Origin of the sequence: Polynucleobacter necessarius, assembly GCF_900095185.1 — a bacterium.
Lineage (GTDB): Bacteria > Pseudomonadota > Gammaproteobacteria > Burkholderiales > Burkholderiaceae > Polynucleobacter.
The window spans coordinates 952176-968816 of record NZ_LT606948.1; the positions used below are offsets into that span (position 1 = coordinate 952176).

Below are 16641 nucleotides of genomic sequence, written 5' to 3' on the forward strand. Positions count from 1 at the left end.
TAGGTGGTGGTCAATGAGCAATACAATCCAAGATTTAGTTATTGTAGTTATTGGTGGGGCTGGACTACTTGGAAAAGTATTTTGCATGGACCTTGTTAAACGGGGTGCAGTTGTAATAGTTGCGGATAATAATATTCATAAAGCAACAGAAGTTGCAAAGGAAATTAGCTTTTCTGGGGTCGGTAATGCATATCCCTTTGCACTTGACATAACTGAAAAACGTACAGTTTTATCATTAATCTATAATCTTAAAGCTAGACATGGGCGAATTGATGCTGTCGTCAATAGCGCATATCCTAGGGGTCCAAATTATGGTAGGTTGGTTGAGGATGTAACCTATGAAGATTTTTGTACGAACGTTAATGTACATCTAGGCGGATATTTTCTTGTGTCGCAACAGTTTGGAATTTTTTTTAAAGAGCAGGGATATGGAAATCTAATCAATTTAGCCTCAATATATTCATATATGCCCCCGAGATTTGAAATTTATCGGGATACAAAGATGACCATGCCAGTAGAGTATGCAGCAATCAAAGCAGGAATTTTACAACTCACGCGATATTTTGCTAGCTACTACAAAGGCACGGGTATTCGTTTTAACTGCTTAAGTCCTGGGGGAATTTTGGACGGGCAAGAAATTGCGTTCAGATCAAAATATGATGCACATTGCAACTCTAAGGGCATGCTTGAAGCAAAAGATGTGTCTGGAAGCTTGGTATATTTATTATCTGACGAATCAAAGTATTTAACTGGACAAAGTATAAATATCGACGATGGCTATAGTATTTCAAGCTAAATAATTTTAGGTATTGGAAGTGGGATAATAAATTTTCCACCACCGTTGATATAGACTTTTTCCTTTCTAAGAATTTCATCTAAATAGTTATAGGCAAAAATAATTAAGTAATCTGGAGGATTAGTATTGAGAATATCGGCGGCAACTATTGGAATATGAATGCCCGGTATATATCTCCCTATTCTTTCCGAAGACGCATCTATAACATATTCAACCTCAGTAGAGGTGAGGTTGCAAAAATTAAGTTGAATTGTTGCTCTTCCTGATGCGCCATATGCAGCAATTCTTTTGCCTTCGGATTTTAATTTTTTGACTAGTGTAATCAGCTCATCTTTCTTTTTAAGAACATCATTACTAAATTTGATAAAAGTGGATTCCTCGTACAAACCGGCTTCCTTTTCTATCTTAAGAAAGTTACTTACATTATCAGATAAAGGGTGAATGCCCGAGTTTCTAATTTGCGAGTAAGCGCGAATTGATCCACAATGCGTAGGAACTCTTTTCACATCAAAGATTTCCATATCATGGAGTTTGAAAAAATTAACTAGAGCACCTAAAGAGTGATGTAATAAATGCTCATGATAAAACATATCATATTGATAAGTTTCAAGTAAATCTAAAAGATAGTGCACTTCAAATACGAATACTCCATCTGGTTTCAATAATATTTTGATGGCCTTAATAGGTTCATGCATATCGCTAATATGGGCCAAAATATTATTGGCAAGAATAAGATCTGCTGGCTCATATTCGCTTTTAATTTGAGCCGCAACAGAGGTATTAAAAAAATTATTAATAACATTGCAACCTCTACTTCTTGCAATATTTGCAATATTCTTAGCAGGTTCTACTCCAAGAGCATTTATATTTAATTTATTAAATGGAGTTAGTAGCACACCATCATTTGAGCCGAATTCAACCACAAAGGATGAAGGCGATAAGAATCTTTCATGCATTTCTTCGGCATACGCTTGGAAATGATTCCGCAGTGTTTTAGTTGTTGATGATGTATAACGATAGTCAGTAAAAAGAATTGATGGAGGAACAATTTCCTGTATTTGAACCTCAAAACAAGTTCTGCAGAAGGATATCGTCATTGGATAAAGCTTGTCTGAATTGAGATCAGATTCTAGTATGAATCCTCCTGCTAAAGGGAGGTCTCCAAAATTAAGAAAGGGCATTAGGTCTGTGGAATTACAGATAATGCAAGTGCAATTTTTAATGTAACTTCCAATATTAGACGGTTTGTCTAAGCTGCTCGAGTTTTGCATATTTCTTCGTGTTGAGTATAAAAATCAGAAACTTTTTGATTGATAAGATATGAGATTGCTTCGCGCCCAAGTTGCATTGAATCATGCATATCGGTATCGATTGATAAACCATATCGTCCAGTAGTAATTAGATTCTTAAAAGATGCTAGGTCATTAAGACAATTAATTTTTTGGAATTCATATCCAACATACATAAAAGGATAAGATTTCTCTAATTTATTAATAAAAATGCTATCAATTTCATTTCCAGAAACACCAAAAAAGCCAAGTTCTTTCTCGACATCAGACCTCCACATGCATGCATCACGGAGCCACTCTGGGTCAGAGTTCTTACAAACTTTTTCGAGAGTAATGAGGGTTTTGTTCTTTGGGGCAAATGTTGGAAAAAGATTCTTTTGCTCACTAACTCTATTAAAAATGAATCGTTCATTGACAAGAAAAGACCAGTTAAATTTTGAGAACTGTGGTCTATTGAGTATGACGTTGACAAAGATAGTATTGCGATACTGCATTGCATCACTATATTTAGTAAAAAGGCAGTACTTATCTGAGATTAAGCTCACAAGCTCGCCTAAAGGCATCGTCGTCAATAAATAATCTAGGTATACTTCAGTGTCATTAACAATTACGCTTGCAATCTTCCCATCTTTCAAAATCAATTCTTTAATTGTAGAGTTATAGATAAATTGAACACCTCGTTCGAGTAGATCAGCTGCAATATTATTAAAAATAGTGCCAATACCATTTTCATGGTAAAGAAAACCTGAATCATGGTACGAAGTGTGCGATTTCTTTCTCTTAGAAAGAGAGTCAATTAACAGAGAACGAAGTGATAGCGAAGGTAACTTTCGCATAGCGAACTCGATAGATATATTTTCTGCAGAGCATCCCCAAACTCTCTCCGAATATTTCCCAAAGCAAATTTGATATAAGGTATTCCCAAAATTAGCAATACCAAATTCTTTAAAGTTAGTTTTTGGCGGCTTAAAAACAATTGATTTAAGCTTAACAAAGAAATAATCAAAAAATATTTTTAAATTAGTTGTAAACTTTAAATGTGAAATGGCTTGAGAGATCCGAAATGGATAATCCATAGGTTGATCTTCAACATATAGGGATTGCATTATTTTTGGTTGAAATTCTTTTCCGCCAGAATACTTGATCATTAATTTTTTTAAGGATTCAGTTGCTGGATGAAAAACGTGAGGACCATAGTCTACGAGATAATCACCCCATTTTATGCTTGCACCCTTACCGCCAGGGAACGAACTTTTTTCTATGATGATTACATTTAAATCATTTTGCAGTGCTTCAAGTCCTGCCATTAAACCAGCCGGCCCTGCGCCAATAATTACAATAGTTTTTTTCACTTGATTAAATCATTCAAATTTATTTACATTAAACATCGCTATAAGACCATTGTCTAGCGTAACTTTTGGGGTCCAAGATAACTCATTGTTGATCCTTGACTGATTAATTAAGATTGTTTGAGGCTTATTTGTTTGAGCAGATAAGAATTCATAATCAAATTTCACATTAAATATTTCTGCAATTTTCCTTGCAATATCTAAAATTGAATGTGCCTCTGGACCCGCTACCCCGTATAAATTGAGCCCTTTATTATCAAACATAAGGCAACCAAAGATAACATCTACCATATCTTGAATATTCAGAGGTTGCCTTCTTTGAACGCCATTTCCAAATATCTTAAATTTTGTACCATTTAAAGCCTGGCTAATTAAAGAATGAATAACTCCTGCATTGCTTCCAATGCCATAAATTGTGTTTGGCCTAAGCATGAATGCTGTCTCAATATCACCATTCGAGTGCGCGCTCTTTATGAGGCACTCAGCAGAAAATTTTGTATATGCATATTCTGTTTCAGGGCTAGCCGGAGTCTTTTCAGTTGGTATTTCTTGAAGATTTTTACCCCAAACAGYCGCTGATGAAATAAAAATAATTTTTGGAATCTTTTTTATTCTCATGAAATCCAAGATAATTTTCGTTGTGATTAAATTATCAAAAATTAATTCCTCAAACGTACTTGCAGAAAAGGAGCCGGCTAAATGAATGATGCATTCACAATTATCTATTTCTGAGTTACTAAGCGTATCTAGATTGAGCGGACCTGAGATTATTGTAGGGGAATTGTCCCTTGAAACTATGGCATCAAATCTCGATGATCGATTATGTAAATAAACCTTATAATCTTTACAAAGTTTATTTATTAGGTGTGAAGCAATAAATCCACTTCCACCAGTCACCAATATACTCATTTATTTTTTTGCTGATTTGTAATTTTTAATCCAATTATTGTAAAACAGATGTTCAAAAACGATCAATTGTCCTCCAAGTCTCACTCTTTGGCTTATCGTCCTGATATTGATGGACTTAGGGCGGTTTCTGTAATTTTAGTCGTTGGCTTTCATACATTTCCAGAAGTATTTCGTGGCGGTTACATTGGCGTTGACATTTTTTTTGTAATATCCGGGTGCTTGATTACTAGCATTATATGGTTGGATTTAAATTTTAATAAATTCAATATTATTAATTTCTACTCTAAACGTATAGTTAGAATTTTCCCCGCTCTTTTGGCGGTGTTAATTTTTTGCTTAATATTCGGGTGGTATTTATTGCTGCCCAATGAGTATGAGCTTCTAGGGAGGCATATTGCCGCTGGATCAGGATTTCTCTCTAATATTATTTACTTGAATGAAGTTGGATATTTTGATATTAACTCCGCAATGAAGCCTTTACTGCATTTATGGAGCCTTGGTGTTGAAGAGCAATTTTATATATTTTGGCCAATATTGCTAATAATAGTATGGCACAGAAGATGGAAGTGGTTGCTTGTAATAATTTTCTTGGTAGTGGGCTCCTTTCTATTAAACATTTACTATTCCTTTGCTAATCCTTCGTTTGATTTTTATTCACCCCTTACTCGATTGTGGGAGTTACTAATAGGGGCATTCATTGGTGTGTGGAATCAGAAAAATGGGGGTTTCCTAAGTTTTCCTAGATTGGAAAGAAGAATTGGAGTTAAGTTTTTTGAAAACTATCAGAATTTTGTAATTAGTTTTTTTACGCTTATCGGAATTTTTTTAATGACATTAAGTGTACTCTATTTGACGGGAGATACTAGATATCCATCATGGTATGCACTTATGCCAGTTCTAGGAGCGGCTTTTCTTTTGGTTTTACCAAAAAATTCGGCGGGTTCAAAGGTGCTGTCTCATAAGGGATTAGTTTTTCTTGGAAAAATTAGCTATCCACTGTATCTTTGGCATTGGCCTCTGCTTTGTTTCTTTCGTATTGTCAAGGGAGATCAATTGGGGGCTGGAATAAAATGCATAATAATCTTTGCCTCCATTTCTTTGGCATACATTACTTATAAGCTTGTCGAAATTCCAATTCAAAAAAATAATCAAACTGGAAAAACAGCTACTTTGTTATTAGTTGCAATGACATTAGTTGGTAGCCTGGGTTTTTATGTTGCTTTTGAAAAGGGATTAATTAATAGACCAGCAATAAGAGACATTGTCGAGATGGAGTCGGCACTTTTGAGTCCTCAGCATTTTATAAAATCTGATGGATCATGTGACAACACTCTTCAGCAACCCACGTTATTCCCAAATGTATGTATAAAGAATTCCAATTCACCTAAAATCATGATTGCAGGTGATAGTCATGCAATTGCATTATTTGGTGGGATTCGTAATGGGAAAATAAATGAATCTGCAGTTTTATATGCCGGTAACGGTTGCCTGCCCTTATTAAATTATGTAATTCAAGATAATCTTGTTTCTCGCTCCTGGTGCCTAGACTATGCCGCTAATGTTTTAAATACGATTGATAAAATGCCAAGCGTAGAGAAAGTTTATTTGAGTACGCGCGGTCCAGTATATTTTTCTGGGGAAGGATACGGAATTGAGGGGAAAAATAAATTATCAATTTCTCGTGTAAACGGAAATGATAACTTAAGCCAGGAGGAGAGATTTTATTTAGGCTATTCCAGTTTTATAAAACAACTTATTGCAAAAAAGATTAAAGTAATCTTAATTACAGAGATACCTGAGTTAGGTGAAGAGCCTAAAAATTGTATAGCAAAAAGGCCAATCTTCTTTTTCAAAAAAGAAGCCTCATCTTGTGTACAGAACAAACAAGATGTTCTTGCGAGAAAAGCAAAATATTTTGAAATTATTGAAAGAATAAAGGCAGACAATCCAGACTTGGATGTTTATCATGGTATGAACACATTTTGCGATGATATAAGTTGTTACGGAAAAGGTTCTGATGGCTTATGGTATTGGGATGATGATCACCTATCTTTAGTAGGTAGCACTAAATTACTCAATGATGTCTTATACAAAAAAAGTAAATAACTTATTTAAGATTGTTTTTAATTGTGCCTAATTCACAAGGAATTTAATTTTTTATGCTTAAAAATAACAGTATTCTAGTAACAGGCGGGACGGGTTCATTTGGTAGAACTTTTGTAGCAATGACGCTAGCAAAATATAGTCCTAAGAGACTGGTTGTTTATTCTCGCGATGAAATGAAGCAGTGGGAAATGGCTAAGTTGTACTCAAAAGACTCAAGAGTAGAATTCATGATTGGAGATGTAAGGGATCGGGATAGATTGATTCGCGCCTTAGACGGTATAGATTTTCTGATTCATGCAGCCGCAACTAAGATTGTTATGGCGGCCGAATATAATCCATTCGAGTGCATTAAGACTAATATTTTTGGAGCCATGAATGTTATTGACGCATGTATTGAAAGTGGGGTCAAGAGGGTTGTCGCTTTATCTACAGATAAAGCAAGTAGCCCTGCAAATTTATACGGGGCTACAAAGTTGGCTTCGGATAAATTATTTGTTGCCGCCAATTCATATGCGGGATCTCACGATACTCATTTTAGTGTAGTCAGGTATGGAAATGTCATGGGATCTCGCGGATCCATTATCCCACTATTTCTTTCGATTCCTAAGGGTGATTCTATTCCAATTACAGATACTAGAATGACTCGGTTTATGATCACTCTTGAGCAGGGCGTTGAATTGGTATGGCATGCATTAGAGGATATGATTGGAGGTGAAATTTATGTTAAAAAAATTCCTTCAATGAAAATTACTGAAGTAGCAATAGCATGCTCTCCAGATGCAAATCAAAAAATTATAGGAATTCTTCCGGGGGAAAAATTACACGAACAAATGATTGGTATTGAAGATGCTCCGCATACCTATGAATATTTGGATTATTTTAAAATTCTTCCTGCAATCCATAATTGGAGCAAGGATCCAAAACGAATAAAAGAGGGCCAAAAAGTTAATGAAAATTTTACTTATTGCTCCAATAACAATGCTGAATGGATGACCATAAGTCATCTTAGAAATTGGATAGAAAAGTTTCATAAAAATTTTAATGTTTATTAAATATATTTAAACATTAACTTCAATTTCCTAGCAAATTTATTTATCATCTTGAATAAATTTTTAACGAGCTCGTATACTTTAGTACGCGATAAATGACATCGATATTTATAGTTGCTAGGGTATTAGCTGTTTTTCTTATATTATTAATTCTACCTGGGATATTAATATCAAAATATTTAATGCCCAGAAAATATAACGGTGGCTTGGACCCGTATCAGCGACTGGCGTTCTCTTTTATTTTTGGGTTATCTGTATGGGTGCCAATTTCAGCATTGGCCTATGGCTTCAGTATATCAACAGACCTCTTAACTACTATTGTTCTGAGTAGTTTATTTTTGATTGCTTTAAAATTTCGCAGCCATTTATTAGATGTTTTTTTGGTNAAAAACTATTTTAATTTTATTAATACTTATTCACTTTTGATTCTAGTGTGTGCAACCTTAGTAGGTTTTATTTCACAGTATCAAACCGGAGATGGTGATGCGTTTGCACACATAGCCAGCATTAGGAACTTGGCAATCTCAGAAAAAATATTATCTTGTGATTGGATTTTAGGCGGAAATGCGCCTATGACTTCAGCATATGGGTGTAATCCTTGGTATCTAATTCTTGGCCTTATCTCTAGGCTATCAGGAGTTGATATCGCCTTAGGTTATCAATATTTGTGTGGGTTAATATTTTCCCTGTGGGTAGTAGCAACCTATTCGTTCATTAAAGAAATTTCCAACAGCAGTTATCTAGCAAAGCTAGGATCAATTGGCTTTGTGATTGTTTCAGTATCTAATTGGTTGATAATTATTGGAAATAATTCCTATTATAGCTTAGACCCAATTAATAACCTAATTTTTCCTCAACATCTTATTTCATATATTCTTTTTCCAACTACACTAATCTTTCTTGTTAGATATTTGAAATATAGGCTTTACTCTGACTTAGTTTTAACGCTTATTTGCTTTTTAGTGGCTTCAAGAACGCATCCTTCATGGCTATTTTGGGCGCCAATTTTGATTGTTGGAATTTTATTTTTTAATAAAATAGGTATTCAAAACAAAAATTTCAGTTGGATTTATCTAATTAAATTATTATTAATAATATTTTTCATTAGTATCATATCTTTTGCTGGGTATATTTTATGCAGCAATACCTATTCTTCTGATATTAATATCATTAGCCCGATTGCACTTTGGCGTGATAGTGGTGGAAACTTGCTATTCATCTCTAATTTTATATATTTATATGACCCTAAGTCGTATTTTTCAGAGAGAGCAATATTTGATTTTGGAACAATTCTATTATTAAGATATCTTTCGAAAATAACACATTTAAAATATAGTGAGCAAACTAATAAATCAAGAGCCGAAATATTTAACTTGTTATTTTGGGTTTATATTGGAACACTTACTTCCGTATTTTTAGTAATCTTTAATCCTCTACTTGTTTACTTAGTCATTAATTATTTAAAGTCTTCGGTAGTTTTATATNACTATATATGCAGTATTGGATTTTCTTAAATTAAAGCTTAGTTTTAAAAGTTTTCGAAACACAATTATTGTAGCGCTGATTGCCTCCAGCTTAATCATTGTTAGTTGGAGGGCTGATTATTTTCTAGCATTGCTTCAAAATAGGGGGGGATACTATAGCACTCATAATTCACTTACTTCTTCACCATTCTTATACTTTCGGACCCTGACCCCAGGCGTTATTGTTTTGGATGCGCCTATGTCCACCCCAGTGGCAGCTCTTACAGAGCTTGATCCAATTATTACTGAAGTATGGAGGGCAAAGTCAATAGAGGATATTGCGATAAATAAGGATGATAATGATAGCTTGTTGTCATTTTCAAAGTCGAGAAGCGAGTTACTGGAAATAATCACTCGTAGAAATGTGCGATATATTTATTTATCAAAAAATAATTTGATAAACTCACAAAATTTTAAAGAAAATCCAGATTTAGTTCATTTAAAGTCAGTAATTGATGGTGCTGAATTATGGGAAGTAAATGAAAGTCTATTATGAAAGGGCTAAATACCTTTGAAAAATCATTGCACCGTTCCGCAAAATTGGTTAAAGAATGGGGCGATTATCAGTTACCCAATGGCAGGTCCCTTAGGGGTTTGCTGACTATAAAAAGTTTATCAATTTGGGATGTATTGGCGGTTGAGCTTGCCTTATATCTTGTCCCAGACAGTTTAGCTGGTAGAGTAAAACGCAGAACTCTGCGTCAAGTTCTGACTCCATATTTAAGACCCATAAAATACTCTTTCTGGAAGCCTTCAGAATTAAGTTTTAAGGACTGTAAGAGATGGCCATCTGGAAGAACAGCACTATTCCTCGGATTTAGTGACTACTTGGCTCGGGATATATTTCACCCAATTATTAGTTTGATGACAAAAGAGGGGCATATTACTCCAATATTACTCTCGGATAATCCTGATATGCATCCAGGTGTAAAACATATACATTCGATGCATCACCATCGAACACAATCGTGTATAGATGAATCAATTGATTTTCATAAATCTCTTGCAAAAGCAACTTACCAATTAGTAAGCAGTGAAGAATACAGATCAATATTTTCTGAGAATGGAATTTTTCTCTGGAAGCAATTGAAACATTCGATAAAACGAGCATTTAGAGTCCATGCAAGTTTTATTCTTCCTGATATTATCGCTGTTGCTAGTCATCTTCTAAGAGAGCATAAACCTTCCGTCATTATCTCAATTGATACTGCTGATCCAAGAACTCGTATTTATTCATTAATTGGAAAATCACTTGGAATTCCCGTTGTTCAAATTCAGTCGGGAGCGGTGGGTCCTGAAGCTACTGAATGGAATTTTTTTTTAGATGATTTAGTAATGGCGCAAGGTGATCAGTCAAGGCGTTACTTTATTGCTCATGGCGTATCCGAGAATAAGATTAAAGTAACTGGATCAACTCGGTATGATGGGCTTGTTACAGCTACTCAGGCAGAAATAAGTAAATTGAAAAGTCGATTTAACATTGAAAAAAATGCCATACTAGTACTACTAGCATCTTCGTACTCTTCGGAAATTTTTGAAAATAATTTAGCGAAAACTACAGAGTTGCTAATCAAGATGAAGAGGGACATTTTTTCATGTTTATCAAAATTTCCTGAATTAGTGCTTATTGTTAAGCCGCATCCAATAGAGGATGTTCAGGCAACTAAATTACTAGCAAAGGGTATAAAAAATATTATTTTTGCAGATGCTAAAGAGGATATCAGACCTCTGATATGTGCATGTAATGCATTTATTACTTTCGGGAGTACCTCAACTCTTGATGGTATCATTCTCGAAAAACCAACAATTTGTCCTGCGTATCCAGGATGGATTATTAGCGATAACTTCATAAAGACTGGCTCAGTTCCCGCCCCTTCATCAGAGGATGAGTTAAATATTCTAATTCAAGAAATTATTTTCGATAGTGGCAAAAGTATTATTCAGCGCCACTCTGAAAATCGTAATAAATTTCTTGATGATGTGGTTCTAGACAATGGCAATGGTGCAACCAGGAAAATCGTAGAATCACTATATAGAATTTCAGAACATTAAGAATTAACTTTTTAGTAATGAGGTATCTTAAGGGGCTTATCAAAAATAAGTATGATTATATTAATGAGCTAGATTTTTGGCCATATTTTTGTTGCCCCCATTTTTCATTAAATCGAATATTACCATTCTCGTCTTGAATTAACCAAGGGAAAAGCTCTTGTTCTGGATTTGATTTATCGATATAAAAAGCAAATAGATTCTGCTGTTTAGGAAAAAATTTTACGAAAATTTGATAAGCTGGTCTCAAAACTTTTAAAAAGATAGTTTTGATTCGACCCCTTGATTCTAATTTTGGCGTACACGGAAATGCCGTTCCATAGGTATAAATATATTTATGTTGAAATAAAGGGGCGTAAGTCTGAATTGTTTTTTCAAGCTCTCTCTCTGTCCACCGGTAAACAAAGTTTGGTATGTCTGTATTATTAAGACCTCCATACTGGCAGTCATTAAAATAAACAGCTGCATGCTCATACATTTGAGTGAGACTGAGTCGCTCAAAAATTCGCAGGGTAACGGAGTCTCGATTTTCGATTCCAAGAACTCCTATTCGCGCCACGCGATACATCTCACAGAGTACCTTATGTGGTAAGGATGCATGATGAATTGCAGCATGTATTACGACATAGTCAAATGAATTATCTGCAAATGAAAGTGCTTCAGCATTCTCATACTTCCATTCGAATGGCTCATAATCAATTGGCTTAATTCGGGTGTCTAAGTTGGATAGTGTGACTTTAGAAAAGCCTAATTTATCAAAGACAATTCTATCTAGCATCCCGCCGCCACAAATCAGTATGGATGCTGTTTTTGGTTTAATTAGACTATCTACAACCCTTTCATAGAATGCGACCCTTTCTTCCATCTTTCTTCCTTATATTTCATATGGTAACAATTAAAAAACTTCCATTTCAAATGGAAGTTTAAAGTGAAGCGTTAATTTCTTAGTGAAGCACTAAAAATATCAAAATAGCTATCAGTGATTTGAATCCATGAGTAATTTTTTTTAATGAACTCTTGCCCCTTTATCCCCATTGATAAACGAAGAGAGGCATCATTAGTTAGTTTTAATAGCCCCTCTGATATTGCTGGTACAGTAGGGGATACTTCGATTGATCCGCCTATTTTTGAAAGGCTAGAAAATTCAGAGGTGTTTGTAATTAGCACCGGTTTGGAGCAGTAAGCAGCTTCAGGCGCTATGATCGTCATTGCATCTTTTATGGATGGAATGGCAACAATTTCTGAAGCATGATAAGCCATGCTTTTTGTTTCTCCAAAAATAGGATCAAGAAAATAAATGCTATCACTCAGTTTATGTTCTTCAACCAATTTTTTCATTTGATTTTTATAAGGGGTATTGGTGCCGATTAAGACCATTTGCCATTCTTTTAACGAACTTCTAATGGAAGCAAAAGATTCAATTAGTAGATGGACACCTTTTACTTCATCCATCCTACCTATAAATAAAATTATTTTTCGCTCATCAAGATTGAATTTACGTCTGAATTTATTGTTATCAAAGCAAGATAATTCATCAAAATCAATTCCATTAGGAATGACTATAACTTTTTCTTCAAAAACTCCTGCGGTAATGAGAGATTGTCTTTCTTCATCCGTAACTGCAATACAGTAACGAGCTCTTTTCATCACTTTTTTGCTTAAATGCTTGCTATAAATAAGCTTGAGAAATTGGGATCGATTGCTCATTGATACCAAGCCCATCCCAGAAAAAACATAAGGAATATTGTATTTAAAAGCAATAAGGGCAGCCCATGTTGATAGAACACTCCAATTCTTGTTGATATGAATAAGATCATAATTTCTTATATTCTTCTCTAGCCAACTCTTTGCACCTAATGGAAAGAGATAGCGGAGATGAACAGCGTTAATTGAATGCCATTTCACTTTAGGTAAAGCGGCCACATAACTGATATCTAAATCCCAGTTAGTTGTTAGTATCTCAATCTGAACCCCGCGTTCTACTAGGAATTTACTCATCTGGTACGTTCGAGTAGTAGCGCCCCCGCCGGTAAATGGGTTCATTAAATCAATTACATTTAAAATCTTCATTTGAGAAAACTGCTCAGTCATTAACGTTTATAGGAATTTGTTTTTTTAGGATGGGATAGTCACGTCTTCCAAGACGATTAAATATGGAATCATTAAGTGCAAGTAGCATTGCAAGAATTCCGCGTGAATTTCCTCTAATAAAAAACTTGTAACTACGTTTTATACAATACGCAAAATAGTAAGAGTAACCAATTATTAGATTGAGTAGTGATTTTGCCCATCTCCGTTGAAATACTAAAGCAGATCTAGTTTGGTAATAAACATATTGTGGAGAGTCCATTCCTCCTGAGCTAGATGATTCTTTATGCCATATAGTTGAAGACGGAATATATAGGATTCTTACTCCAGCCTTTTTGGCTCTAAGGCCAAAATCAACGTCCTCCCACGTAGCAAAATAATCCTCAGTTAGTACACCAATTTTTTTAAATACTGAGGATCTAATTAGGAGGGCGCATCCCACTGCATAATCTAGATCTCTAATATTGTTATGCTCAGGACTGTCAATATTTTTATATCCAAAATTGAGCCCCATTAATTTTTTCTCATCATAGATGGTACCTGCCGACCAGACTAGATGCCGATCTGGGTGGAAGAGTATTTTTGGCGTAAAAATTCCAACATCGTCATATAGTTTAGTTGCTAAAACTAACTCTTCTATTGCTGATTTATCTACTAAAGTATCATTATTTAGTACTAGGATTAAATCTGCATTCATTTTTGTGGCAAATGAAATCCCAATATTATTTCCCCCAGTAAATCCAGTATTTTCATTGGAAAGAATCAGTTGAATATCTTTTGAATTTTCCTTTAATATCTGAACTGAATTATTTTGCGAGTTGTTATCAACAACAATAATCAAAATATTTTTATACGTTGAATCTTGGATGGCTTGGATGCACTCTAATGTATCTTGATAATTATTCCAATTGATTAATATAATTGCAACTAGTGGGGCATCTATCATCTTAAGCCTTTTTGTATGATGCCATTGAAGGATTTAACTTCTATTGGCCCGGATTCACGAAGTATTCTTAACCTACTTAAAGCAATGCCAGAGCCAATTAAAAACCAAACAATATCTAGATTGAAATAATGATATAAAAAGTTGCCAATAATAATTGCAACGTAGCTTGCTAGTAGTCCTGCGAGTAGATACCTTGAGGAATCGTTTTTTGATCCAATGTTAAATGCTTTCCACATATATTTCCCAACCAATACCATAAACCAGGTTTGAAGAATCGCGCCTATTAGGCCTGTTTGCCCTAGCATATCGAGATGATGAGAATGAGAGCCACCCCACCCTCTAGGATAATCGTTTGATTTCCAAGGTGAGGCATTAACCCCTAATCCCACCCCAAAAAATGGACTAGTTGAAAATGCTTTTAATCCAGCTATTCTTGTTTCTATATGCTCATTTAGGGATTCAAATTTATTTTTATTTGTCAGGGAATTTAAAGTAAGGTCGCCATAGCGATCTGACAGCATTTTTGTAAATTGGGTTTCTTGAGTTGAAATACTGAATATACTTTTACCATCAAATACTATGTATGCTAGGAATGATCCAGCTACCATCGGAATCAGAAGCAATTTTGAAAATTCAAATAGTGCGCCTGGTTTTATGCGTGTTAGCAAATACAGTAAGGTTGGTATTCCTATAAAGAGCAATGTGATCATTCCGCTCCTTGAAAAGGATAGAATAATTGCACAAAAACCTAAGGCAAAGATTATTTTTGGCCAAACTAGACGTCGGTTATAAATTAAGAATGAAGCTGTAAGTATGAGAACGCCAACTAAATATCCTGCATAGTGACTCACATCGGCGGGATAGAAGCCTATGGCTCGAAAGGTTTTATAAAGGCCTGAATATAAAAATCCATTATACGTATGATCATTGGCTGTTGGTATCTTCAAGTACGCAAGTATTTTTTGATATGTTATCCAATTGAAAGACCCTCCCCACACTTGATAAATTCCGTAAAGACTTTGCAAAAACCCAACGCCAAGATAGATTTTTATTGCGTTGGTTATTGTGGCAATATTTTTAGATGTTGCAACAATAATCATGAAGATTGTCATCAGGGCGACATGAATTGCAATTTGTCTTAATCCTTCAGGAATTCTGGGGGACATGAGTGTAGAAATAATTTGAAAGAGAATAGTTAACACGAATATGGCAAAAAATTTCGAAAGAAATAATGTTGGGTAATCAAATTTACAATCTCTTAAATATTTAATAAAAATAGTGAATAAAAATGCAATGACTATAATTCTTGAAAGATAAAAAGATACGCCAAAGTGTATGTGTATACCAACTAAAGATACTGTCGCGGCGAGTGCGTATACCACTAAGTCATCCGTAGATTTAAAGAAGGTGAAAGTAACGATACCAATTAATATTAGTATCGTGATTGGGAGCGCGATTGCTTCTGTCATTTTAAGTTATGCTTTTATTGCGAGTGCTTGATGACTGCAACAACGTTGGTAGAAAAATAATGTTTACTGCCGATCCCCATACCTTTCATAAGGATGAATCTAAAAATGGATCTTGTAGCGTTAATTATTGGTTTTTTAGGATATTCAGCTTCACCTTGAAAAGCAATTATTTCCAGGCCATGAGGTTTAATGAGTTGATCCAATTTGGATTGGGCTATGGCTGTAATATGCGTAAAGTCGCCATTCTGTGCACCTAGCCCCGCAAAGGATTCGGCGTTTGGAAATCGGAATAGCATATAACCATCATCTTTTAAAAGGGATTTACATCTTTTAAAAAAAAGATGCAACTCATTTATAGTCAGATGCTCTAAAACATCAAATGCAGCTATTAACTCAAAGCTTCCCTCAATATCTTCTATAGAATTCTTGGCCGGGATTCCGATAGCTTTAGCCGCATCCAAGAGGGATGCTTGTATTTCAACCCCCTCAACCATACATTTGCTATTCATTAAAAATTTAAGAAAGCCACCATTGCCAAAGCCAATTTCCAATGCTTTTATTTTCTTGTAAGGAATATTGAGTGTTTCAAGTTGCAGTTTGTATTTCTGATTTTGTAGATCAGAAAGTTCACCAAATGGTGTGTGAGTCAACCAACCCTTCCATTGAGAGTAATCTGAGTATTCCATAAAGGTTCCAATGCTATTTAAATATGCGATGATTATTTACTTAAATCAGTAAATATTATGTTTATCCTGCCCTAAAAATTCTTTGAGCCTTTGTAAATAATTGTAACAACAATGGCTGTAACTGAAACAAGAGTGAATATACTTTGCCTTCCCATCCGTAATTTAGTACATTTATTTTTTGACTGATAGCTCTCAAAAATTTTATTGGCTAATTTTTTAGCTTTATAGCTGTCTCTTATACACATCTCCGAGCCCACGAGACTAAGGCGAATCTCGTATGCCGTCTTCTGCTTGAAAAAAAAAAAAACTTCTACATCTCTACAGTACAGCGTCCGCTCGCCATACAAGTTAACCTCACTCAAACTTCCTATACCGCTACCTC

The 16641-nt window shown here is 34.8% G+C and carries 14 protein-coding genes; 5 read left to right on the forward strand and 9 right to left on the reverse strand.

The features are described 5' to 3' along the window. Nucleotides 1-13: 13 nt before the first annotated feature. Nucleotides 14-796, forward strand: coding sequence for an oxidoreductase (locus tag DXE31_RS05445; protein WP_114698098.1), 783 nt, complete (start codon nt 14-16; stop codon nt 794-796). On the opposite strand, the gene DXE31_RS05450 is transcribed toward DXE31_RS05445, so the two are convergent. The 3 genes from DXE31_RS05450 to DXE31_RS05460 are packed head-to-tail and all read right to left on the reverse strand — an operon-like array spanning nt 793 to nt 4331. Beyond that, a complete protein-coding gene (locus DXE31_RS05450) occupies nt 793-2067 on the reverse strand; it encodes a class I SAM-dependent methyltransferase (protein WP_114698099.1) in 1275 nt (424 codons plus the stop codon). The genes DXE31_RS05445 and DXE31_RS05450 overlap by 4 nt on opposite strands. Then, nucleotides 2046-3437, reverse strand: a complete 1392-nt coding sequence (locus DXE31_RS05455) for an NAD(P)-binding protein (RefSeq protein WP_114698100.1) — start codon at nt 3435-3437, stop codon at nt 2046-2048. Before DXE31_RS05455 ends, DXE31_RS05450 begins: the two co-directional genes overlap by 22 nt. Nucleotides 3438-3446: 9 nt before the next feature. Further along, on the reverse strand, nt 3447-4331 hold the full coding sequence (locus DXE31_RS05460) for an NAD-dependent epimerase/dehydratase family protein (protein ID WP_162785541.1): 885 nt from the start codon (nt 4329-4331) through the stop codon (nt 3447-3449). Between the two features lie 99 nt (nt 4332-4430). On the opposite strand from DXE31_RS05460, the gene DXE31_RS05465 reads away from it, so the two are divergent. From DXE31_RS05465 to DXE31_RS05485, 4 genes are all read left to right on the forward strand, one after another. Further along, the gene (locus tag DXE31_RS05465; RefSeq protein ID WP_231969394.1) at nt 4431-6449 is read left to right on the forward strand and encodes an acyltransferase family protein; all 2019 of its coding nucleotides are present in this window, start codon (nt 4431-4433) and stop codon (nt 6447-6449) included. 53 nt (nt 6450-6502) lie between these two features. Next, nucleotides 6503-7501: a UDP-N-acetylglucosamine 4,6-dehydratase (inverting) gene (gene pseB / locus DXE31_RS05470; RefSeq protein WP_114698103.1), complete on the forward strand. Its 999-nt coding sequence runs from the start codon at nt 6503-6505 to the stop codon at nt 7499-7501. Nucleotides 7502-8998: 1497 nt separating this feature from the next. Further along, the gene (locus DXE31_RS05480) at nt 8999-9517 is read left to right on the forward strand and encodes a hypothetical protein (RefSeq protein WP_114698105.1); all 519 of its coding nucleotides are present in this window, start codon (nt 8999-9001) and stop codon (nt 9515-9517) included. Continuing rightward, complete coding sequence (locus tag DXE31_RS05485) at nt 9514-11073, forward strand: CDP-glycerol glycerophosphotransferase family protein (protein WP_114698106.1); 1560 nt, start codon at nt 9514-9516, stop codon at nt 11071-11073. Before DXE31_RS05480 ends, DXE31_RS05485 begins: the two co-directional genes overlap by 4 nt. A gap of 55 nt (nt 11074-11128) precedes the next feature. Here DXE31_RS05485 and DXE31_RS05490 read toward each other — a convergent pair whose 3' ends face one another. From DXE31_RS05490 to DXE31_RS11245, 6 genes are all read right to left on the reverse strand, one after another. Continuing rightward, on the reverse strand, nt 11129-11935 hold the full coding sequence (locus DXE31_RS05490) for a class I SAM-dependent methyltransferase (protein WP_114698107.1): 807 nt from the start codon (nt 11933-11935) through the stop codon (nt 11129-11131). Between the two features lie 71 nt (nt 11936-12006). Beyond that, a complete protein-coding gene (locus tag DXE31_RS05495) occupies nt 12007-13161 on the reverse strand; it encodes a glycosyltransferase family 4 protein (protein ID WP_114698108.1) in 1155 nt (384 codons plus the stop codon). Next, nucleotides 13154-14104, reverse strand: a complete 951-nt coding sequence (locus DXE31_RS05500; protein WP_114698109.1) for a glycosyltransferase family 2 protein — start codon at nt 14102-14104, stop codon at nt 13154-13156. Before DXE31_RS05500 ends, DXE31_RS05495 begins: the two co-directional genes overlap by 8 nt. After that, nucleotides 14101-15573 carry an O-antigen ligase family protein gene (locus DXE31_RS05505; RefSeq protein ID WP_114698110.1) on the reverse strand — a complete coding sequence of 491 codons (1473 nt, stop codon included), beginning with the start codon at nt 15571-15573 and terminating at the stop codon, nt 14101-14103. The genes DXE31_RS05500 and DXE31_RS05505 overlap by 4 nt, the downstream gene beginning before the upstream one ends. Before the next feature lie 14 nt (nt 15574-15587). Continuing rightward, nucleotides 15588-16259: a class I SAM-dependent methyltransferase gene (locus DXE31_RS05510; protein ID WP_114698111.1), complete on the reverse strand. Its 672-nt coding sequence runs from the start codon at nt 16257-16259 to the stop codon at nt 15588-15590. Between the two features lie 71 nt (nt 16260-16330). Next, nucleotides 16331-16641, reverse strand: a 311-nt coding sequence (locus tag DXE31_RS11245; RefSeq protein ID WP_231969396.1) for a hypothetical protein, incomplete at its 5' end; no start/stop codon positions are given.